This window comes from Sphingomonas olei (assembly GCF_045369765.1).
In the GTDB taxonomy this organism is placed as follows: Bacteria; Pseudomonadota; Alphaproteobacteria; order Sphingomonadales; family Sphingomonadaceae; genus Sphingomonas; species Sphingomonas panaciterrae.
In genome coordinates this window covers 1-20,848 of sequence record NZ_JBIQEU010000008.1, presented here as the reverse complement: position 1 = coordinate 20,848, position 20,848 = coordinate 1, and the positions used below count along the sequence as shown (strand labels likewise).

Below are 20,848 nucleotides of genomic sequence, written 5' to 3'. Positions count from 1 at the left end.
CCCCCGCACGCCGCGGGGGCTGGCCGTTCCGAGCCTATGCGCGTATGGGGCGCCGCCATGTCCCGTACCGCTGCTCGTACCAAGGCGCGCGCTGCCGCGCGTCTCGCCGCCACCCAGGCGCTTTATCAGCATGAGATGGAGGGCATTGCCATGTCCGCCCTCCTGCACGAATTTCACGCCCACCGTATTGGCGCGACGATCGAGGGTGCCGAATATGCCGAGGCGGATGTCGCCTTCTTCGACGATCTCGTCACCGGCGCGCATGCCCGCGCGGGCGAGATCGACCGCCTGATCGAAAGCAAGCTGGCCAGCGGCTGGACGCTCGACCGTCTCGACAAGCCGATGAAGGCGATCCTGCGCGCCGGCACCTACGAACTGCTGTCGCGTGTCGATGTGCCGAAGGGCGCGGTGATCAGCGAATATGTCGATGTCGCCCACGCCTTTTACGAACGGCGCGAGGCTGGCTTCGTCAACGGCCTGCTCGACGCGATCGCACGCGAGGTTCGCCCCTGAGACGGGGCCATTGACGTGGGCGACCTGATCAACCTCAACCGCGCACGCAAGGCGCGCGTACGGGCCGCCGCCGCCGAACAGGCGGCCGCCAACAGGCTGGCGTTCGGCCGCACCAGGGCCGAACGCGACGCGATCAAGGCCGAAACTGCCCGGCTGGAACGACATCTGGACGCAACCCGCCGCGAGGATTGATCCCCCGCGGCGCCGCGAATCGGCTCAGGCGCGCGGCGCCCCCTCGACCGGCACGATCGTCATCGAGCCGCTGCTGGTCCGCTCCACCGCGATTGCCAGCGCCCATCCGGCGAGGATCAGCGTGACGATCCACGTTACCACCGCCCCGCCTACCCGCAGCGGATTGGGCGCCGCCCGTGTCATGCCCAGCGGATGCGCCAGCCGCGCCAGCACGAACAATACCCCGATCACCCACAGCGCCACCAGGGATCCGCGCGCCAGCTCGATCAGCGCCATCAGGATGAGGACGATCGGCGCATATTCGCCGAAATTGGCGTGCGCGCGCATCCCCGCCAGCATGCCCGGATCGCCCCCGTCGCCGACCATCACCTTGCCCCTGACGCGCCCGCGCACCAGCCGGATCGCGAGCCAGATGTTGATCACCGCACAGGCCGCAGCAATCGTCAGTGTCACCGGCAGAACCATGGTTCCTCCCCCTTTTCGTTGATGGAGAAGCCTGCCAGCGCGCCATTCGGGTTGCAACGGCCGCCCGATCAGCTATAGGCGCGGGGCTTCGCGATGCGCCCGGCTACCCGGTGCGACCGGTGATCCGGTTCGCATCGATCGTCGTCGGGCTAATCGCATTTATTTCGAACAATAAAAGATCAAGGTGCCGCGATGGCCGTCCCCAAGCGAAAGACTTCCCCCTCCCGCCGTGGCATGCGCCGCGCACACGACGCTCTGTCGGTCGAGGCGTTCCAGGAATGCCCGAACTGCGGCGAACTGCGTCGCCCGCACAACCTGTGCACGGCATGCGGTCACTACAACGGCCGCGAAGTCCTTTCGGTCGAAGGCTGATTCAGCTGCCGGCACGGCGCGCGGACGCGCGCCGCTGCCGCTTCGGCATTGCAGATTAGGTTTACGGAGTCCGTCTTATCATGGCCGACAGTTCCTGGATCGCCGTCGATGCGATGGGCGGCGACGAGGGGCTGGCGGTCATGCTGGCGGGCGTCGCACGCGCGTGTCATCGCTTCGAGGGGATGAAATTCCTTCTCGTCGGTGACGAATCGGCGATTCGCGAAGGCCTGAAAAAGCATCCGAACCTCAGCCAGCATGCCGAGATCGTGCATGCGCCCGACGTCATCGCCGGCGACGAAAAGGCCGGCCAGGCGCTGCGCCGTGCCAAGACGACGTCGATGGGTATCGCCATCGATTGCGTGAAGCAGGGTCGTGCCGGCGCCGCCGTCTCGTCGGGCAACACCGGCGCCCTGATGGCGATGGCGAAGCTCGCGCTGCGCACCATGCCGGGCATCGATCGCCCTGCCCTTGCCGCGCTGCTGCCGACGCTTGGCACCAATGACGTCGTCGTGCTGGATCTCGGCGCCAATACCGAGGTCGAGGCCAAGAACCTCGTTCAGTTCGCGGTCATGGGCGCGGCTTATGCTCGCGTGGCCATGGATCTGGAAAATCCGCGCGTCGCGCTGCTCAACATCGGCAGCGAGGATCAGAAGGGCACCGAGGAGATCCGCGATGCCGCTGCCGCGCTGCGCGCTGCGCCGCACCTGCCGATGGAGTTCACCGGCTTCATCGAGGGCGACCGGCTCTCGCGCGGCGACCATGACGTGATCGTGTGCGACGGCTTCTCCGGCAATATCGCGCTCAAGACCGCCGAGGGCACCGCCCGATTCGTCGCCGACCTGTTGAAGCGCGCCTTCACCAGCTCGGTCCGCTCGAAAATCGGCTTCCTGATCTCGCGTCCGGCGACGCAGCTGCTGCGCGACCATCTTGATCCCAACAACCACAATGGCGCCGTATTCCTCGGCTTGAACGGCCTCGTGCTGAAGAGCCACGGCGGCGCCAACGAGGTCGGCGTCGCAACGGCGATTGGCGTTGCAGCAAAGATGGTGAAGGCGGATCTCGCGCGACGCATTGCGGATGATCTCACCCGGTTCGAGAGGGAGACGGCATGATTCGCAGCGTTATCACCGGCACCGGATCGGCGCTGCCGGCGCGGCGCGTGTCCAATGCCGAACTGGCCGAGATGGTCGACACCACCGATGAGTGGATCGTCGAGCGCACCGGCATCCGCTTCCGCCACATCGCCGGGCCGGAGGAAACCACCGCCACGCTCGCCCGTGACGCGGCCAAGGCGGCGCTGACTGCGGCCGACGTGTCGGCGCAGGACATCGACCTGATCGTGCTCGCCACCGCGACGCCTGACCAGACCTTCCCGTCCAGCGCCACCAAGGTGCAGGCGATGCTGGGCATCGACGATTGCGTCGCGTTCGACGTCGCCGCCGTCTGCTCGGGTTTCCTCTACGCGGTGCAGGTGGCGGACAGCATGATCCGCGCCGGCGCCCACCGCCGCGCGCTGGTGATCGGCGCCGAGACGTTCAGCCGAATCCTCGACTGGGAAGATCGCACCACCTGCGTTCTTTTCGGCGATGGTGCTGGCGCAATCGTACTAGAGGCGCAGGAAAGCGAGGGTCCTGAGGGCCGCGGCATCCTCGCGTCGAAGCTGCACGCCGACGGGCGTCACAACGAACTGCTCTATGTCGATGGCGGCCCGTCGACCACCGGCACGGTGGGCAAGCTGCGGATGAAGGGACGCGAGGTGTTTCGCCACGCGGTCGTCAACCTCGCCACCGTGATGCAGGAATCGCTGGAAACCGCCGGCCTCACCGCCGACCAGGTCGACTGGGTCGTGCCGCATCAGGCGAATGCCCGCATTCTCGATGCTACCGCGCGCAAGCTGGGCCTGCCGGCGGAGAAGGTCGTGCTGACCGTCGATCAGCATGCCAACACCTCCGCCGCATCGGTGCCGCTGGCGCTCGATGCCGCGGTGCGCGACGGGCGCATCCAGCGCGGGCAGATTGTCGTGCTGGAAGCGATGGGTGGCGGGTTCACCTGGGGCGCCGCCGTCGTCCGGTACTGAAACACGGCAAGCCGCCACATCAATCTTTCACCACGCCCTCGCGGATGCTAACCTGCAGCAATCGGAGTGGGGAGTTGTAGTGCAAATGAGTGATGCGGGGACGTTAACTAGGGCGGATTTGGCGGAATCGCTGCATCGCCAGGTAGGTCTGTCGCGGGCTGACTCGGCACGCCTGGTCGAGCAGATCCTGGAATCCCTGTGCGGCGCGCTTGCCCGCGGGGAGAATGTGAAGATCTCCGGCTTTGGCACCTTCGTCCTGCGCGACAAGGGCGAGCGGATCGGCCGCAATCCCAAGACCGGGGTCGAAGTGCCAATTGCACCGCGCCGTGTGCTCACCTTCCGCGCCAGCCAGATGATGCGCGATCGCATCGTCGCTGCCCAGGCGTGAGCAACTTCCAAAAGGCTGAGGGCGCGTTCCGCACGATCGGCGAGGTCGCCAGCGCGACCGGCGTCGCGCCGCATGTCCTGCGCTATTGGGAAACCCGTTTTCCGCAACTCCGCCCGGTCACACGTGCCGGTAACCGGCGCTACTACCGGCCGGCGGATGTTGCACTCGTCCAGCGGATCCAGCGCCTGCTGGGTACGGAGGGCTATACGGTGAAGGGCGTGCAGAAACTGCTCGCCAGCGAAACGCGCGGCGGCAGCGCCGAGCCTGCGGCGGCGGCGGCCCCGACACCAGCCGGCAAGAGCGTGTCGATGGGCGCCCTGCTGGCGATCCGCGACCATCTTCAGGATGCGCTGAACGCCTACTGACCGCCGCGGCAGGCCTGTCGCGGCGGTCAGTATGCCGCGTCAGACGCTCGGCCAGTTCTTGAGGCGCACCAGATGATGCCCCATCGGCCCGTGCCCGGCGCCCAGCCCCGGCGCCCTGGTCAAGGCCTCGCGAACGAACAGCCGCGCACGCTGAACCGCCGGCGGCAGCGCCAGCCCGCGACCCAGACCTTCCGCGATAGCGCTCGCCAGCGTGCACCCCGTGCCATGGGTATGCCGCGTCTCGATCCGTGTGCCGGACCATCGCGCAATCTCGCCGTCGGGGCCGATCAGCCGATCGGTGATGATATCGCCTTCCGCATGGCCGCCCTTGGCCAGCAGCGTCGCTCCGGTCGCCAGCACCGCCTGCTCGCCGCCCAGCGCCACCAGTTCGGGGCAATTGGGCGTGACCAGCGTGGCGAGCCGCATCAGCCGCCCGAACGCCGCCGTCGTATCATCGTCGGCGAGGACCGCCCCTGAACTCGCGATCATCACCGGATCGAACACGATCGGCACGTTGCGCAACGTCTCGATCACATCGGCGATGGCATGGGCGGTCGCAGCGCTGCCGATCATGCCGATCTTCACCGCATCGACGCCAATGTCGTCGATGCACACCTGCATCTGCTGCGCGACCATCTCCGGCGGGATCGGGTGGACACCCGACACGCCCAGCGTGTTCTGCGCGGTGATCGCGGTGATCGCGGTCATGGGATGGCCGCCCAGCATCGTGACGGTGCGGATATCCGCCTGAATGCCCGCGCCGCCGCCCGAATCGGACCCGGCCACGATTAGGATACGCGGGGTCATCGCCACCCAGCCGCCGCTGCGCCCGTCACTGCGCTTCAGCGCTTGGCATCGGACGGCACGAAATGCCGCCTGGTCGATGCGGGATGCTTCTTCAGCGCGTCTCCGACCCGCGCCGGACGGTCGAGCAACTCACCCCCGCAATTGGGGCAGCGCTCGTCCATCGCATCGGCGCAATCCGCGCAGAAGGTACATTCGAACGAGCAGATAAACGCCCCGCCCTCATCGGCGGGAAGATCGGTTCCGCAACGCTCGCAATCGGGGCGCATCTCCAGCATGGCCAATCCTTACGCCACGCGGTCCGGCTGCGCCACCATCAGCGCTTCCAGGAACTGGCGCACGTCGGTGGCGATCGGCACCGGGCGGCCGGTCGGCAGGTGAACGTTGACGCTGACCATGTCGATCACCGCGCACAGATCACCGTCCTGATTGGCCAGCTCGAACCGCTTGGTCAGGCTGGAATTGCCGATCCGCTCGATCCGCACCGATGCTTCCACGGTGTCGCCGAGCATCAGCGGCTTCAGATAGTCCACCGTCGCGCGGCGCACATGGAATTCCATGTCGAGCCATGCGTCCTTCAGCGCCTCGCCGATCCCGGTCCATTCCCAGAATTCGCTCACCGCAACATCGGCATATTCGAGATAGCGCGAGTTGAAGACGACCCGCTGGCCGTCAATCTCGGCGTAGCGGACCTTGAAGCTGGTGGAAAAACTGAAACCGGGACGAGTCACGTCGATGTCCTTGAACGCGGATGCACAAGCGACAGGCGCTTAGAATATCAGCTTCAGTCCGACTACCGCCAGCGTGGTGGCGAGGATCGGGGTCAACAGCCGGTCGGTCACGCGCGAGGCAATGATACTGCCCAGCACGATACCCGGGATCGATCCGGCCAGCAGCGAGGCGAGCAGGACCAGATCGACCGATCCCAGCCACCAATGCCCCATCCCCGCGATCAGTGTCAGCGGCACGGCGTGGGCAATGTCCGATCCGACCAGCCGGTTCACCGGTGTCAGTGGATACAGCACCAGCAGCGCCGTCATGCCGAGCGCCCCCGCCCCGACCGAGGTCAGCGAGACGAGCACGCCCAGGATTGCGCCTAATCCGACGGTGAGCAGCGCCAGCGTGCGCGGCCGCATCCCTTCGAAGAACGGCTCTACCCGCGCCACGATCCGCGCACGGAAGAAGGTGGCGATCGCGGTCGCCACCAGCGTCACGCCCAGCGCCAGCGCAATGCGCCCGCCGGTATCCGCGCCATGGACGCTCATGCGGCTGAGCGCGAGCAGCGTCACGAGCGCTGCGGGAATGCTGCCGAGCGCCAGCCGGCGCACCACCCGCCAGTCCACCGTTCCGCGCAGGCCGTGCACCGCGCCGCCCACCGTCTTGGTCGCCGATGCGTAGAGCAGGTCGGTGCCGACGGCGGTGGCGGGGTGGAAGCCGAACGCCAGCACCAGCAGCGGCGTCATCAGCGATCCGCCACCGACGCCGGTCAGGCCGACCAATATCCCCACCAGCACGCCGGCGAGCGAATAGAGCGGGTTATAGGCGTCCAACGAACACCCCCCGCGATGAACCGTGCGGCTGGTTCAACCAGCGTTCCGCGCCGGCACGTTCACACCCATGCTGGCCAGATACTTCTTCACGTTGCGCGCCGCCTGGCGCAGCCGCTGCTCGTTCTCGACCATGGCGATGCGCACATAGCCCTCGCCGTTTTCGCCATAGCCGACGCCCGGCGCGACCGCGACCTTGGCCTGGGTCAGCAATTGTTTGGAGAATTCCAGGCTCCCCAGATGCGCCAGCGCGGGGGGCAACGGTGCCCAGGCGAACATGCTGGCCTTGGGGCTCGGAATCTCCCACCCGGCACGGCCAAAGCTTTCGACCATCACGTCGCGGCGCTTGTGATACAGCTTCCGGTTCTGCTCGACGATGTCCTGCGGGCCGTTGAGCGCGGCGCACGCCGCCGCCTGGATCGGCGTGAAGGCGCCGTAATCCAGATAGGATTTCACCCGCGTCATCGCCGCGATCAACGTCTTGTTGCCGACCGCAAAGCCGATCCGCCATCCGGCCATCGAATAGGTCTTGCTGAGCGAGGTGAACTCGATCGCGACGTCCTTCGCGCCCTTCACCTGCATGATCGAGGGCGTCGGATTGCCGTCGTAATACAGCTCCGAATAGGCGAGGTCGGAGATGATCCAGACCTGGTTCTCGCGCGCCCAGGCGACCAACCGTTCGTAGAACGCAAGATCGACCGACTCCGCCGTCGGGTTGGACGGGTAATTGACGACGAGGATGCTCGGCCGCGGCACGGTGAACGCCATCGCCCGCTCCAGGCTCTCGAAATAGCGCTCGTCCGGCGTCGTCGGCACCGCGCGGATCGTCGCCCCGGCGATGATGAAGCCAAAGGTGTGGATGGGATAACTGGGATTGGGCGCCAGAATCACGTCGCCCGGCGCAGTGATCGCGGTGGCGAGGCTCGCCAGCCCTTCCTTCGACCCCATCGTCACGACGACTTCGGTCTCGGGATCGACCTCCACGCCGAAGCGCCGGCCGTAGTAATTGGCCTGCGCCCGGCGCAGCCCGGGGATGCCCTTGGACGCCGAATAGCCATGCGCATCGGGCTTCTTCGCCACCTCGACCAGCTTGTCGATGACGTGCGGCGGCGGCGGCAGGTCGGGGTTGCCCATGCCAAGGTCAATGATGTCCTCGCCGGCCGCGCGCGCCGCGGCCCGCATCGCATTCACCTCGGCGATGACATAGGGCGGCAGGCGCTTGATGCGGTAGAACTCTTCGGACATGCGAACCTCGATGGTGGAACGGCGCAACATAGACCGGGCGCGCACCCGGCGAAAGGCAGGCGGGGCTTTCGCGCGCCCATAGCCACGCTATGCTGACGGGCGGAGAGCGATGAATGACCGACAGTCCCCTGCCGCCAAGCCTGGCCGATCTGCAGCAATGGACGGCGATGATCGGTCGCGCCCAGCAGATGATGCTCGAACAGAGCGTAGCGGCGCTGGATGCCGGCAAGGAAAAGGGCACAGGGGCGACCCCCGGCACTGACGCCGCCCCGCGCGATCCGTGGGCCGAAGGACTGTCCGCCTGGCAGCAATTCATCGCCGCCACCCTGCCGCCCGAGCAGCAGCAGCCCTCGCAGGACAAGCGCTTCGCCGCCCCGGCGTGGCAGCAAAACCCCTTCTTCGCCGCGCTGCGCCAGGCCTATGAGTTCATCGGCGAACAGCTCATGCGCAGCGTGGAAACGATACCGGGCGTCGACGATCGCCAGCGCGCGCAATTCCGCTTCGCCATGCGCAATTTCGTCGACGCGCTCAGCCCGACCAATTTTGCCTTCACCAATCCGCAGGTGATCGAACGGACGCTCCAGACGCGCGGCGACAATCTGCGCAAGGGGCTGCAGCACATGCTCGACGACATGGCGCGCGGGCAGATGACCCACACACCGCTCGACGCGTTCGAGCTCGGCCGCAACCTCGCCACCACCCCCGGCAAGGTCGTGCTGCGCACCCCGCTCTTTGAATTGATCCACTATGCGCCGACGACGCCGCAGGTGCTGCAAACCCCGCTCGTCATCTTCCCGCCGTGGATCAACCGCTTCTACATCCTCGATCTGACCGCGGAGAAAAGCTTCATCCGCTGGTGCCTCGATCAGGGGATCAGCGTGTTCATGGTGTCGTGGAAGTCGGCCGACGCCAGCATGAAGGACATTGGCTGGCGCGATTACATCGCGGCGCAGGTCGAGGCGATCGACACCGTACGCGACCTGCTCGACGTGCCCGCTGTCCACGCCATCGGCTATTGCGTGGCGGGCACCACGCTGGCCGCGACGCTCGCCCTGCTCGCCGCGCGCGGCGAGGCGGAAAAGGTCGCCAGCGCCACCTTCTTCACCGCGCAGGTCGATTTCGCCCGCGCAGGCGATCTTTCCGCGCTGATCACCGACGAACTACTCGACCGGATCGACACACTGTCGCCCGAAGGGTTCCTCGACGGTCGCTACATGGCGGCGACCTTCAACATGCTGCGCAGCCGCGACCTTGTCTGGAATTACGTCACCAACAATTACCTGTTGGGGGAAGAATACACGCCGTTCGACCTCCTTCACTGGAACGGCGACGTCACCAACCTGCCGGCCGGCTGGCACCGCAGCTATCTGGCGGATCTTTACCGCGACAATCTGCTGGTGAAGCCCGGCGCCATCACCATCGACGGCGTTCCGCTCGATCTCGCCAGGGTGGAAACGCCCACCTTCGTCCAGGCTGGGCGGGAGGACCATATCGCGCCGGCAGAGAGCGTCTGGGAAATCACCCGCTACTTCCGCGGCCCGTTGCGCTTCGTGCTCGCCGGGTCGGGCCATATCGCGGGCGTCGTCAACCCGCCCGCGGCGCGCAAATATCGTCACTGGACGAATGATGCGCCGGCCGGATCCTTCGCCGAATTCGTGGCGGGCGCAACCGAGCATGAGGGCAGCTGGTGGCCGGACTGGCTCGCCTGGCTGCGCGGTCACGACGACACGATGGTCGAAGCGGCGGGTGCGCGCATCCCCGGCGCAGGCAAGCTGCCGGCACTTGACGATGCGCCCGGTCGTTATGTTCGCGCGCGATAAGGTAACAGCAGAGACCTTTTGCTGCGGCGCACAAAGTCCTTGCAACAGCCTACTGCGGCCCTTATTTTGCAGTGCAGCATAAGATGAGCATGCACCATGTCTGTGGATATGCCGTGCACCGCCAAGGAGCCGACGATGATCGACGCGATCTCTGCGATGACCGAAAAGACCCGCGCCCTGTTTGCCGAGGCGAACGACCATGCCCGCACGCAGTTTGAAAAGGGCTCCAAGGCGTTCGAGGACATGCACGTCTTTCAGCGCGACAATGTCGATGCCGTCGTGGAATCCTCGAAGATCGCTGCGGAGGGCCTGGAGCAGATGGGCCAGGACGCCGCGGCCTATGTGAAGTCGTCCTACGAACAGGCGACCGGCGCGGTCCGCTCGCTCGGTTCGGTGACCTCGCCGGCCGACTTCTTCAAGCTGCAGAACGAATTCGCGCGCACCTCGTTCGACGCGTTCATGGCGCATGCCTCGCGCTCGACCGAATCGGCGCTGAAGCTGGCTGGCGAGGTCGCCCAGCCGGTGTCGAACCGCATGGCGCTGGCGGTCGAAAAGGTGAAGGCCGCCGCCTGATCCATCCTGTTGGCGCCTGACGCGCCAGCCGCATCGATACGCGCCAGCAGCGCTGATCTACCGTCACCCCGGGGCCATGCTCCGGGGTGATGTCGTTTGGGGCACCGGGGACGATAGCGGCGGCTCCCTTACCGGCCATCCGCCCGCACGGACAAAGAGAAAGGGCCCCGGCATCACTGCCGGGGCCCTTCCTGTATCACCCGAAAGCGACGGATCGCTTAGTCGCGATCGCGGTCGTTCGTCAGGAACGCCGGGGCGAACTCGGGCGCGGGGCCGTCATCGTTGCCACCGCCGTTGCCGCCTTCCGGACGATCACGACGCGGGCCACGGTCGCGGCGCGGGCCGCGATCGCCACGGTCGCCGCCGCGGTCGCCACCACGGCCACCGCGATCACCGCCGCCGTCGCGACGCGGACCACGGTCACCACGCGGCTCGCGCGGTTCGCGGGCCGGACGGGTGTCCTCCAGCTCGGCGCCGGTCTCCTGGTCCACGACACGCATCGACAGGCGAACCTTGCCGCGCGGATCGATCTCGAGGACCTTGACCTTCACTTCCTGGCCTTCGGACACGACGTCGCCCGGCTTCTCGACCCGCTCGTTCTTCATTTCGGAGACGTGGACGAGGCCGTCCTTGCCACCCATGAAGTTCACGAACGCACCGAAGTCGACGATGTTGACGACCTTGCCGGTGTAGATCTTGCCGACTTCCGCCTCTTCGACGATGCCCTTGATCCAGTTGATCGCGGCTTCGATCTGCGAGTGATCGGACGAGCTGATCTTCACCACGCCCTCGTCGTCGATGTCGACCTTGGCGCCGGTGGTGGCGACGATCTCGCGGATCACCTTGCCGCCGGTGCCGATGATGTCGCGGATCTTCGACTTGTCGACCGTGATCGTCTCGATGCGCGGTGCGTGCGCGCTGAGCTCGGTGCGGGTTTCACCCAGCGCCTTGTTCATCTCGCCCAGGATGTGCGCACGGCCTTCCTTGGCCTGGTGCAGCGCCGCCTCGAAGATCTCCTTGGTGATGCCGGCGATCTTGATGTCCATCTGCATCGTGGTGATGCCTTCGGACGTGCCGGCCACCTTGAAGTCCATGTCGCCGAGGTGATCCTCGTCACCCAGGATGTCGGACAGGATCGCGAAATCCTTGCCTTCCAGGATCAGACCCATCGCGATGCCCGAGACCGGGCGCTTGATCGGCACGCCGGCGTCCATGAGCGCCAGCGAACCGCCGCACACCGACGCCATCGACGACGAACCGTTGGACTCGGTGATGTCGCTGGTCAGACGGATCGTGTAGGGGAACTCTTCCTTGGTCGGCAGCACCGGGTGCAGCGCACGCCACGCCAGCTTGCCATGGCCGACTTCGCGGCGGCCCGGCGCGCCGAAGCGGCCCACTTCACCGACCGAGTACGGCGGGAAGTTATAGTGCAGCATGAAGTGCTGGTACGACAGGCCGTTCAGGCCGTCGATCATCTGCTCCGCATCGCGGGTACCCAGCGTCGCGGTTGCGATCGTCTGCGTCTCGCCACGCGTGAACAGCGCCGAGCCATGCGCGCGCGGCAGGAAGTGCGTTTCCGCCTCGATCGGGCGGATCTGCGTGGTGCTGCGGCCGTCGATGCGCTTGCCGTCCTTCAGGATTGCCTGACGGACGATGTTCGCCTCCAGCTTCTTCACCAGCTTCAGCGTGCCGAGATACTGGGCGGGATCGCTTTCCTTCAGGTCAGCGAATGCCTCACGCGCCTTGGCGCGCGCCTCGTTCAGCGCATTCTGGCGCTGCTGCTTGTCGGTCAGCTTGTAGGCGGCGGCGATATCCTTGCCGATCGCCTTCTCGAGCTTCTTGAGCGTCGCCGACTTGTCGTCGACCGGCGCCAGCTCCCACGGATCCTTGGCGGCCTGCTCGGCGAGCTTGACGATCGCCTTGACGACCTCGCGGCAGGCGTCGTGCGCGAACAGCACGGCGCCCAGCATGATCTCTTCCGACAGCTCCTTGGCTTCGGATTCGACCATCATCACCGCGTCGTAGGTGGCGGCGACGACCAGGTCGAGCTGACCCTCTTCGACCTGCTTGTCGGTCGGGTTCAGGATATATTCGCCATCGACATAACCGACGCGCGCGGCGCCGATCGGGCCCATGAACGGCACGCCCGAGATGGTGAGCGCGGCCGACGCCGCAACCATCGCCAGGATGTCCGGCTCGTTCTCGCCGTCATAGCTCAGCACCTGAGCGATGGCGTTGATCTCGTTGTAGAAGCCTTCCGGGAACAGCGGGCGGATCGGGCGATCGATGAGACGAGAGACCAGCGTCTCCTTCTCGGTCGCGCCGCGCTCACGCTTGAAGAAGCCGCCCGGGATACGACCGGCGGCGGAGAACTTTTCCTGATAGTGGACGGTGAGCGGGAAGAAATCCTGCCCTTCCTTGACCGTCTTGGCCGCGGTGACGGCGCACAGCACCACCGTCTCGCCGAGCGTCGCGATCACCGCGCCGTCGGCCTGGCGGGCAACCTTGCCCGTCTCGAGCGTCAGGGTCTTGCCGCCCCACTCGATGCTTACCGTTTTCTTGTCGAACATTTCGTTTCCTTCACTCCGGCCGCCCTATGCAGCCGGGGCCTGCTTGAGCCAGTCTTGGCTCGTGCCAGTCGGGCCTTATTGCCCGCTGGCGTTGGACGCTCGCGTCACACGCGAAGCGCATATGCGAGAAGGGCGCCGCAAGGGCGCCCTTCCGTTATTACTTGCGAAGACCGAGCTTCGCGATGAGGGCGAGGTAGCGATCCCCGTCCTTCTTGCGGAGATAGTCGAGAAGCGAACGACGCTTGTTGACCATCATCAGCAGGCCGCGACGCGAATGGTTGTCCTTGGCGTGGCCCTTGAAGTGCTCGGTCAGGTTCCGGATCCGCTCGGTCAGGATCGCGACCTGAACTTCCGGCGAACCGGTGTCGCCTTCGGCGCGGGCGTGATCCTTGATGAGTTCCTGGCGGCGTTCCGCAGTGATCGACATGTGTTTTCCTTCGACATCTTTACAGGTTGAAGCCGCGGACGACACGACCCTCGCGGGCCTGGACCTCGATCAGCGCCACCGGCACATCGTGCAGGCAGGCAAAATACTGGCCATCGTCGGCAACGATCCCGGCCAGAACACGCCCTTGGCGGAGCGCCCCTGCCTGGTCGGGCGTGAGGGGTAGAGCCGGGATGTCGTCCAGCCCCGCCCTCAACGGCAGGAGAATATGTTCAAGGGTGCGCCCCTTAGCGGCTTCGCTCAAATTGTCCAGCGATATCGCCTGCGAAAGGCCGAACGGCCCCGCCTTCGTCCTTCTGAGATAGGTGACATGCCCCACCGATCCAAGGGCCAGCGCAATGTCCCGCGCGAGGCTGCGGATATAGGTGCCCTTGGAGACATGCGCGCTCAGCGTCGCCTCCTCCAGCGCGCCTGCGTCGGCCGCCTCGGTGACGCTCAGCGCGAATACCGTCACCGCGCGGGTCTTGAGCACTACCTCCTCGCCCGCCCGCGCCAGGTCATAGGCACGCTGCCCGTCGACCTTCAGCGCGGAGAAGGCCGGCGGCATCTGCTCGATAAGCCCGGTGAAGTCCGCCAGCACGGCGGCCAGCGCCTCGCGCGTCGGGCGCACCTCGCTGGTCGCGATCACCTTCCCCTCCGCGTCCAGCGTATCGGTCTGCGCCCCGAAGCGGATGGTGAAATCATACACCTTGTCGCTGTCGAGCATCCGCCCGGCGAGCTTCGTCGCCTCGCCCAGCGCGATTGGCAGCACGCCCGACGCCAGCGGGTCCAGCGTGCCGCCGTGCCCCACCTTCGCCTTGCCATATCCGCCCTCGCGCAGCGCCCGCTTCACCGCGCTCACGCCCTGCGTCGATCCAAGCCCCAGCGGCTTGTCGAGGATCAGCCATCCATGCATGTCAGGGGTCCTCAGGCGAACAGCTGCGCAAAGGCGAGATACTGGCGCACCAGCCAGTCGGCGGGCGGGCCGACGATCTTGCCCACGATGCTCGCGCTCGGCCAGATCATCGGCACCACCACCAGGAGGACGATGATCAGCGGAAAGCCGAAACGCGCCAGCTTCGCCCATTCCACCGCCAGCCGACGCGGCAGCACGCCTTCCACCACATGCCCGCCGTCAAACGGCGGCAGCGGCAGCAGGTTGAACACCGCGAGGAAGATGTTGATCAGCAGGAAGTTGACGAGATTCGCGAAGATGAACTGGCTGACGCCCTCCGGCGGCCCGCTCATCTGCCCGTAAAGAACACCGATCGCGATGGCCGCGACCGCCGCCAGCACGAAGTTCATCCCCGGCCCCGCCAGCGCCACCGCCACCATGCCCCAGCGCGGGTTGCGCAGCCGCCGCGCATCCACCGGCACCGGCTTGGCCCAGCCGAACACCGGCGCCTTGGCAAGCGCGAGGCCCAGCGGCAGGATCACGGTGCCGATCGGATCGACATGGCGAAGCGGATTGAACGACAGCCGCTTGAGCTGCGCCGCTGTCGGATCGCCCAGAGCGCGCGCCATCAGGCCATGCGCCACCTCGTGAAAGACGATCGCGATGATCAGCGGAATGATCCACACCGCCGCGGCGTAGATGGGATTGTCGGGTGTCATGATGCCGGCCAGATAGGGGGGCGGGCGAGCGAGCGCCAGCGCCCCCCGCGTGTCACGCCCGGCCCGCGGCGCCCAATTCCAGCGCGGCGGTGAAATGCCGCCGACACAGCGCGACATAGCGGTCGTTTCCGCCAATCACCGTCTGCGCCCCCGCCGCCACCGGCCGCCCCTCGGCGTCGACGCGCAGGTTCATCGTCGCCTTTCGCCCGCATTCACAGACCGACTTTATCTCGATCAGCGCATCGGCCAGCGCCAGCAGCCGCGCCGATCCCTCGAACAATGCCCCCCGGAAATCGGTGCGCAGGCCATAGGCCAGCACCGGAATGCCATCGACATCCGCCAGCCGCGCCAACTGGTCGACCTGCGCCGCGGTCAGGAACTGCGCCTCGTCCACCAGAACGCACGCCACCGTTTCCTCGGCATGGCGATCGAGCACGCAGGCGGCGATGTTGGTGCTCGCGTCGAACATCGTCGCCGGCGCCGACAGGCCGATACGCGAGGTAATCGTGCCCGCCGCAAAGCGATCGTCGATCGCCGCGGTGAACAGCATCGTCGCCATGCCGCGCTCGCGATAGTTGAAATCGGCCTGCAGCAGGTTGGTCGATTTCCCCGCATTCATGCTGGCATAATAGAAATAGAGCTTGGCCATCGCGTTGCTGTTCCCCATCGGCGCGCGCCGCGCCACTATTTTCCCGCGCTTCCTGTTTTACGGCCCCCGCGGGATACGAAGCCGCCCCCAACGATTGTTCGCGCGAACCACACGAGGAATTCGCCGATGCTTCGTTCCTACCTCATCGGGCTGGCCGCGGGTCAGCGCGGCATCGTGCCGCTCGCCGCGCTTGCCGCCGCTGGCCGTCGCGGCGCGCTGCCCGATGACATGCCGCTCGCCAAATTGTTCAAGAACCCGTTGATCGCCTGGGGCGCCGTCGCCTTCAGCGCCGCGGAAATGGCGGGCGACAAGCAGAAGACCGCACCCGACCGGATCGTGCCGATCGGCCTTGCCGTGCGCAGCGTCACCTCCGCCTATGCCGGCGCGGCGCTGGCGCCCAAGGGGCAGCGGGTGACCGGCGCCGCGGTTGCGCTCGGCACCGCGCTCGCCAGTTCCTACGTCGGCTGGCGCATCCGCATGGCCGCGCTTCGCCGCTACGGCCAGACCGCCACTGGCTTCGTCGAGGATGCGCTGGTGCTCGCCACGGGCGTCGCCGCCGCCGACCCGCGCCTCGTCAAGCGCGCCGCCTAAGCCGGATCGTAGCTCAGCTGAACCTTCGACGCCGCCTCGGCCGCAATGCGCCGGGCGTCGTCGGTGGTCGCGGCGCGCGCCAGCGCCACGCCCATGCGGCGATAGGGCCGCGTCGTCGGCTTGGCGAAAATCCGCACGTCCACGTCGCCCCCCGGTGTAGCCAGCGCCTCGGCGATGCCGTCATAGCGCACCGTGTCCGACGCGCGATCCGCCAGGATCACTGCGGAGGCGGACGGGCCGTAGCTGGTCAGCGTCGGGATCGGCAGGCCAAGGATCGCGCGGGCGTGCAGGTCGAACTCGCTCAGCGATTGCGAGATCAGCGTCACCATGCCCGTGTCATGCGGGCGCGGTGACAATTCGGAAAAGATCACCTCGTCATCCTTGACGAAGAACTCCACGCCGAACAGGCCATAACCGCCCAGATCGTCCACCACCTTGCGCGCCATGTCCTGCGCGTCAGCAATCGCCTTGTCCGACATGGCGGCCGGCTGCCAGCTTTCCTGATAATCGCCGCGTTCCTGCCGGTGCCCAATCGGCGGGCAAAACACGACGCCCTCGCGCGTGCGCACCGTCAGCAGCGTGATCTCATAGTCGAAATCGACGAACTCCTCGACGATCACCCGCGCCCGGTCACCGCGCATATTGGCCACCGCATAGTCCCACGCCGCCTCCAGCGCGCCCTCCTCGCGCACCGTGCTCTGCCCCTTGCCCGATGAGGACATGACCGGCTTGATCACGCACGGCAGCCCGGTGTGTGCCGCGCCCGCGCGCACCTCGTCCAGCGTCTCGGCATAGCGATAGCGCGACGTGCGCAGCCCCAGCTCGACCGCCGCCACTTCGCGGATGCCGTCGCGGTTCATCGTCATCATCGTCGCGCGCGCCGACGGGACGATCGTCGTCCCCGCCGCCTCCAGCTCGGCCAGCACTTCGGTACGGATCGCCTCCACCTCGGGCACGACGAAATCGGGCCGGTGCTTCTCCACCGCCGCCCGCAGCAGGTCGGCGTCGAGCATCGAGAATATCTCGCGCGCATCCGCCACCTGCATCGCCGGCGCGCCGTCATAGCTGTCGCAGGCGATGACGTAGCAGCCCAGCCGCTTGGCCGAGATCACGAACTCGCGCCCAAGCTCGCCCGAGCCGAGCAGAAGGATTGTTGCCGTGAACGCCATGCCGCACCGCCTTGCTGTTGCCGGCCGCGTGAGTGGCCCGATCAACGCGGCTTGTCCACGGGGGGCATCACTCGTAGCACCCGGCGAAACATACGGGAGGATGAATGGCCGGGTCCGATTTGCCGAAGGTGCTTGCGTTCGACGTGTTCGGAACGGTGGTCGACTGGCGCACCAGCATCACCGCCGAATCCGCCGATTTCCTCGCGCGCATCGGCCGCAGCGATCTCGATCCCGCCACCTTCACCGACAATTGGCGCCGCCGCTATCTCACCGGCATGGCGGCCTATGCCAAGTCTGGCCGCGACTTCACGATCCTTGATGTGCTCCACCGCGAGATGCTCGACGAAACGCTGACGGACGCTGGTGTCGATCCAGCCACGCTCGACGATGGCCTGCTGCAGGACTGGACCTTCGCCTGGCGCCGCCTTGCGCCGTGGCCCGACTCGGTCGAGGGGCTGACGCGCCTCAAGGGCCGCTTCCCGATCGTCACCTTGTCGAACGGCAATATCGCGCTGATGCTCGACATGGCGCGGCGCGGTCGTTTGCCCTGGGACGCGATCATGGGTGCCGAAGTCACTCGCGCCTACAAACCCGATCCGCGCGCCTATCTCGGCACTGCCAAGATCCTCGGCCTGTCGCCGCAGGAGGTGTGCCTCGTCGCTGCACACCACAGCGACCTCGCGGCCGCGCGCGCCTGCGGGCTCAAAACCGCCTTCGTGTCACGCCCGATGGAATATGGCGGCCGCCCCGCCCCCGATGCGAAGCTGGCGCAGGATTGGGAATGGTCCGCCGACAGCCTCACCGACCTGGCGGGAAAGCTCGGCTGCTGATTGGCAGCCGGCGGTTTATTCCCCGCCGGCGTCCAGATCGCGCGCCACGGTGGGCGATCGTAGCAGCTGGTCGATATGGCTGCCCTCGTCGAAGCTCTCGTCGCTCAGGAACTTCAGGCGCGCGGCATATTTCATCTTCACCCGCCGCGCGACCTCGCGCTGCAGATAGGCGGTGTTGGTACGCAGCGCCTTCAGCACCGCTTCCTCGTCCTTGCCCAGCAGCGGCTTCACGAACACCGTCGCATGGCGCAGGTCGGGGGACATGCGCACTTCGGTGATGCTCACCAGGTGAGTCGTCAGCACGTCGTCATGCACGTCGCCGCGTTGCAGGATCTCCGACAGGATATGACGCACCTGTTCGCCAACGCGCAGGGTACGGACGGATTTTTCTGGTTGATCGGTCATCGTGAGACTCTCCTCTCCCCGCATGGGGGAGAGGGTTCATGTCCTTACAGCGTGCGTTCGCGCAGCTCGACCTCGAACGTTTCGAGGAAGTCGCCCGGGCGGATGTCGGTGAAGTTCTGCGTGAACGTCACACCGCATTCCAGACCAGCGCGAACCTCCGGCACGTCGTCCTTGAAGCGTCGCAGCGACGCAATTTCGCCATTGTAGATAATGACGTCGTTGCGCGTGATGCGGGCCTTGAGCGCCTTGCGGATGACACCCTCGACCACCAGAAGACCGGCGGCCTTGCCGTGCTTGCCGGCCGAGAAGACCTCGCGGATTTCGGCGCGGCCAACGACCGTCTCGAACGCCTCGGGGCCAAGTTCGCCCGCCATGCCGGCGCGGATCTCGTCGATCAGGTCATAGATGACGTCGTAATATTTCAGCGCCACCTTGTGCCGCTCGGCGATCTCGCGCGCCTTGGCATTGGCACGGACGTGGAAGCCGATGATCGGCGCGCCCGAGGCCGCAGCCGCGTTCACGTCGCTCTCGGTGATGCCGCCGACGCCCGAATGCAGGATGCGCGCGCGGATGTCGTCGGTCGAGATCTTGTTGATCGCGGCGACGATCGCCTCGACGGTCCCTTGCGTATCCGCCTTCACCACCAGCGGATATTCGATCGCCTTGTTCGCTGCCAGCGCAGAGAACATGCTCTCGAGGCTCGCCGGCGCAGCCGTCGTGCGCTTCTGCGTCAGCACGCCCTGGCGATATTCCGCCACTTCGCGTGCCCGCGCTTCGCTCTCGACCACCTGCAGCTGGTCACCAGCCGACGGCGTGCCCGAAATGCCGAGCACCTCGACCGGCGTCGACGGGCCCGCTTCCTTCAGCTGGCGACCCTTGTCGTCGACCATCGCACGCACCTTGCCGCTTTCCGCGCCGACGACGAACACGTCGCCGACCTTCAGCGTGCCGCGCGTGACGAGCACGGTAGCAACCGGGCCACGGCCCTTGTCCAGCTTCGCCTCGATCACGCTGCCTTCGGCATCGCGGTCGGGGTTGGCCTTCAGGTCCATCAGCTCGGCCTGCAGCTGGATCTTCTCGATCAGCTCGTCGAGCCCGGTCTTCTTCAGCGCGGAGACCTCGACGTCCTGCGTCTCGCCGCCCATCGCCTCGACCTGGATGTCATGCTCCAGCAGGCGCTCGCGCACGCGCTGGGCATTGGCATCATGCTTGTCGATCTTGTTGATTGCCACGATCATCGGCTTGCCGGCCGCCTTGGTGTGATTGATCGCCTCGATCGTCTGCGGCATCAGCCCGTCGTCGGCGGCAACCACCAGCACCACGATGTCGGTGACGTCGGCACCACGCGCACGCATGGCGCTGAACGCCTCGTGGCCCGGCGTGTCGAGGAAGGTGATCTTCGACTTGTCCTTCAGCGTCACCTGATAGGCGCCGATATGCTGCGTGATGCCACCGGCCTCGCCGCGCACCACGTCGGTGCCGCGCAGCGCGTCGAGCAGGCTGGTCTTGCCATGGTCAACGTGGCCCATGATCGTCACGACCGGCGGACGCGGCTTCAGATCGGCCTCGGCGTCCGGCGCGGTATCCAGCACCAGATCGATGTCGCTGTCGCTGACGCGCACGACATTGTGGCCGAATTCGGTGACCAGCAGCTCGGCCGTATCCTGGTCGATCGTCTGCGTCATGGTGACGGGCGAACCCATCTTGAACAGCGCCTTCACCAGGTCAGCGCCGCGTTCCGCCATGCGGTTCGCCAGCTCCTGGACGGTGATCGCCTCCGGCACCTGAACGTCGCGGACCTGCTTGGCCTGCGGTTCGCGCGGGCCGGTCCAGCCACGCTTTTCCTTTTCGCGCGCACGCTTCAGCGCGGCGAGCGAGCGGGCGCGTGCGCCATCCTCGTTCAGCGCACGGGTGACGGTCAGCTTGCCGCCACGACGCTCGTCGCCCTTGCGGTCGCGCTGCTGCGGACGCGCCGGCGCCGCATTGTTGCGCGGCGTCGCCTGCCCCGACGGCAGGTTGCGCTGCTGCGGCGAGGACGATCCGGCCGACGATCCGCTGGCTGTCGAGGCTGCTGCCGCGACCGGCGCCGGCTTCGGCTCGGGCTTTGGCTGCGGCTTCGGAATCTCAGGACGTGCCACCGGCGAGAAGCGGCGCGGCGCCGGCATCGACGGGTCGCGGCCCAGCACCGGGGGTGCAGGCGGCGGCGCAGGGGTCGGCTTGGGCGCGGGCGGCGGC

25 protein-coding genes are annotated in these 20,848 nt (G+C 66.7%); 11 read left to right on the top strand and 14 right to left on the bottom strand.

Annotated features, from left to right (window positions below; all coding sequences use genetic code 11):
- Positions 1 to 57 precede the first annotated feature (57 nt).
- Entirely contained in the window at positions 58 to 513 is a 456-nt protein-coding gene (nusB, locus tag ACH0BU_RS10485; protein ID WP_136452144.1) for a transcription antitermination factor NusB, read from the top strand.
- Positions 514 to 528: 15 nt separating this feature from the next.
- Complete coding sequence (locus tag ACH0BU_RS10480) at positions 529 to 705, top strand: DUF4169 family protein (protein ID WP_125945877.1); 177 nt, start codon at positions 529 to 531, stop codon at positions 703 to 705.
- A gap of 24 nt (positions 706 to 729) precedes the next feature.
- On the opposite strand, the gene ACH0BU_RS10475 is transcribed toward ACH0BU_RS10480, so the two are convergent.
- Entirely contained in the window at positions 730 to 1,170 is a 441-nt protein-coding gene (locus tag ACH0BU_RS10475; RefSeq protein WP_296219721.1) for an MAPEG family protein, read from the bottom strand.
- A gap of 192 nt (positions 1,171 to 1,362) precedes the next feature.
- Here ACH0BU_RS10475 and rpmF point away from each other — a divergent pair, with 192 nt between their 5' ends.
- From rpmF to ACH0BU_RS10450, 5 genes are all read left to right on the top strand, one after another.
- Entirely contained in the window at positions 1,363 to 1,542 is a 180-nt protein-coding gene (gene rpmF, locus ACH0BU_RS10470; protein ID WP_046409716.1) for a 50S ribosomal protein L32, read from the top strand.
- Between the two features lie 80 nt (positions 1,543 to 1,622).
- A complete protein-coding gene (gene plsX, locus ACH0BU_RS10465) occupies positions 1,623 to 2,654 on the top strand; it encodes a phosphate acyltransferase PlsX (RefSeq protein ID WP_500264017.1) in 1,032 nt (343 codons plus the stop codon).
- A complete protein-coding gene (locus tag ACH0BU_RS10460) occupies positions 2,651 to 3,619 on the top strand; it encodes a beta-ketoacyl-ACP synthase III (protein ID WP_046409712.1) in 969 nt (322 codons plus the stop codon). The genes plsX and ACH0BU_RS10460 overlap by 4 nt, the downstream gene beginning before the upstream one ends.
- 85 nt (positions 3,620 to 3,704) lie before the next feature.
- Complete coding sequence (locus ACH0BU_RS10455; protein ID WP_046409710.1) at positions 3,705 to 4,007, top strand: integration host factor subunit alpha; 303 nt, start codon at positions 3,705 to 3,707, stop codon at positions 4,005 to 4,007.
- The gene (locus ACH0BU_RS10450; RefSeq protein WP_296219716.1) at positions 4,004 to 4,372 is read left to right on the top strand and encodes a MerR family transcriptional regulator; all 369 of its coding nucleotides are present in this window, start codon (positions 4,004 to 4,006) and stop codon (positions 4,370 to 4,372) included. The genes ACH0BU_RS10455 and ACH0BU_RS10450 overlap by 4 nt, the downstream gene beginning before the upstream one ends.
- 39 nt (positions 4,373 to 4,411) lie before the next feature.
- Here the strand turns inward: ACH0BU_RS10450 and thiD are convergent, their stop codons facing one another.
- From thiD to ACH0BU_RS10425, 5 genes are read right to left on the bottom strand one after another with little or no spacing between them, the layout of a single operon-like run.
- Entirely contained in the window at positions 4,412 to 5,179 is a 768-nt protein-coding gene (gene thiD / locus ACH0BU_RS10445; protein ID WP_296219714.1) for a bifunctional hydroxymethylpyrimidine kinase/phosphomethylpyrimidine kinase, read from the bottom strand.
- A 35-nt stretch (positions 5,180 to 5,214) separates the two neighbouring features.
- Entirely contained in the window at positions 5,215 to 5,454 is a 240-nt protein-coding gene (locus tag ACH0BU_RS10440) for a DUF1272 domain-containing protein (protein WP_046409705.1), read from the bottom strand.
- Between the two features lie 9 nt (positions 5,455 to 5,463).
- Positions 5,464 to 5,907, bottom strand: coding sequence for an acyl-CoA thioesterase (locus tag ACH0BU_RS10435; RefSeq protein WP_046409703.1), 444 nt, complete (start codon positions 5,905 to 5,907; stop codon positions 5,464 to 5,466).
- A gap of 39 nt (positions 5,908 to 5,946) precedes the next feature.
- Positions 5,947 to 6,726, bottom strand: a complete 780-nt coding sequence (locus tag ACH0BU_RS10430; RefSeq protein ID WP_296219710.1) for a sulfite exporter TauE/SafE family protein — start codon at positions 6,724 to 6,726, stop codon at positions 5,947 to 5,949.
- A gap of 33 nt (positions 6,727 to 6,759) precedes the next feature.
- Entirely contained in the window at positions 6,760 to 7,968 is a 1,209-nt protein-coding gene (locus ACH0BU_RS10425) for an LL-diaminopimelate aminotransferase (RefSeq protein WP_125945938.1), read from the bottom strand.
- Positions 7,969 to 8,081: 113 nt separating this feature from the next.
- Between ACH0BU_RS10425 and ACH0BU_RS10420 the strand changes: the two genes are divergently transcribed.
- Together ACH0BU_RS10420 and ACH0BU_RS10415 are read left to right on the top strand one after the other, a co-directional pair.
- Positions 8,082 to 9,788 carry a PHA/PHB synthase family protein gene (locus ACH0BU_RS10420; protein ID WP_296219707.1) on the top strand — a complete coding sequence of 569 codons (1,707 nt, stop codon included), beginning with the start codon at positions 8,082 to 8,084 and terminating at the stop codon, positions 9,786 to 9,788.
- 135 nt (positions 9,789 to 9,923) lie between these two features.
- Positions 9,924 to 10,361: a phasin family protein gene (locus tag ACH0BU_RS10415; protein WP_296219705.1), complete on the top strand. Its 438-nt coding sequence runs from the start codon at positions 9,924 to 9,926 to the stop codon at positions 10,359 to 10,361.
- Positions 10,362 to 10,579: 218 nt separating this feature from the next.
- On the opposite strand, the gene pnp is transcribed toward ACH0BU_RS10415, so the two are convergent.
- The 5 genes from pnp to ACH0BU_RS10390 form a co-directional block, all read right to left on the bottom strand.
- Positions 10,580 to 12,931 carry a polyribonucleotide nucleotidyltransferase gene (gene pnp, locus ACH0BU_RS10410; protein ID WP_046409697.1) on the bottom strand — a complete coding sequence of 784 codons (2,352 nt, stop codon included), beginning with the start codon at positions 12,929 to 12,931 and terminating at the stop codon, positions 10,580 to 10,582.
- A gap of 157 nt (positions 12,932 to 13,088) precedes the next feature.
- A complete protein-coding gene (rpsO, locus tag ACH0BU_RS10405; protein ID WP_046409695.1) occupies positions 13,089 to 13,358 on the bottom strand; it encodes a 30S ribosomal protein S15 in 270 nt (89 codons plus the stop codon).
- 19 nt (positions 13,359 to 13,377) lie between these two features.
- On the bottom strand, positions 13,378 to 14,271 hold the full coding sequence (gene truB, locus ACH0BU_RS10400) for a tRNA pseudouridine(55) synthase TruB (RefSeq protein ID WP_314472329.1): 894 nt from the start codon (positions 14,269 to 14,271) through the stop codon (positions 13,378 to 13,380).
- Between the two features lie 11 nt (positions 14,272 to 14,282).
- The gene (locus ACH0BU_RS10395) at positions 14,283 to 14,969 is read right to left on the bottom strand and encodes a site-2 protease family protein (RefSeq protein ID WP_314472334.1); all 687 of its coding nucleotides are present in this window, start codon (positions 14,967 to 14,969) and stop codon (positions 14,283 to 14,285) included.
- Between the two features lie 52 nt (positions 14,970 to 15,021).
- The gene (locus ACH0BU_RS10390; protein WP_314472333.1) at positions 15,022 to 15,618 is read right to left on the bottom strand and encodes a thymidine kinase; all 597 of its coding nucleotides are present in this window, start codon (positions 15,616 to 15,618) and stop codon (positions 15,022 to 15,024) included.
- 126 nt (positions 15,619 to 15,744) lie between these two features.
- Here ACH0BU_RS10390 and ACH0BU_RS10385 point away from each other — a divergent pair, with 126 nt between their 5' ends.
- Positions 15,745 to 16,209 (top strand): DUF4126 domain-containing protein, encoded by a 465-nt coding sequence (locus ACH0BU_RS10385; protein ID WP_145117960.1) that lies wholly within the window; start codon positions 15,745 to 15,747, stop codon positions 16,207 to 16,209.
- Here the strand turns inward: ACH0BU_RS10385 and purT are convergent.
- Positions 16,206 to 17,378, bottom strand: coding sequence for a formate-dependent phosphoribosylglycinamide formyltransferase (gene purT / locus ACH0BU_RS10380; RefSeq protein WP_136452153.1), 1,173 nt, complete (start codon positions 17,376 to 17,378; stop codon positions 16,206 to 16,208). The genes ACH0BU_RS10385 and purT overlap by 4 nt on opposite strands.
- A gap of 104 nt (positions 17,379 to 17,482) precedes the next feature.
- On the opposite strand from purT, the gene ACH0BU_RS10375 reads away from it, so the two are divergent.
- The gene (locus tag ACH0BU_RS10375) at positions 17,483 to 18,208 is read left to right on the top strand and encodes a haloacid dehalogenase type II (protein ID WP_296222656.1); all 726 of its coding nucleotides are present in this window, start codon (positions 17,483 to 17,485) and stop codon (positions 18,206 to 18,208) included.
- Positions 18,209 to 18,223: 15 nt separating this feature from the next.
- On the opposite strand, the gene rbfA is transcribed toward ACH0BU_RS10375, so the two are convergent.
- Both rbfA and infB read right to left on the bottom strand, forming a co-directional pair.
- A complete protein-coding gene (gene rbfA, locus ACH0BU_RS10370; RefSeq protein WP_136452155.1) occupies positions 18,224 to 18,613 on the bottom strand; it encodes a 30S ribosome-binding factor RbfA in 390 nt (129 codons plus the stop codon).
- A 44-nt stretch (positions 18,614 to 18,657) separates the two neighbouring features.
- A partial coding sequence (gene infB, locus ACH0BU_RS10365; RefSeq protein WP_046409684.1) for a translation initiation factor IF-2 occupies positions 18,658 to 20,848 on the bottom strand: 2,191 nt, incomplete at its 5' end.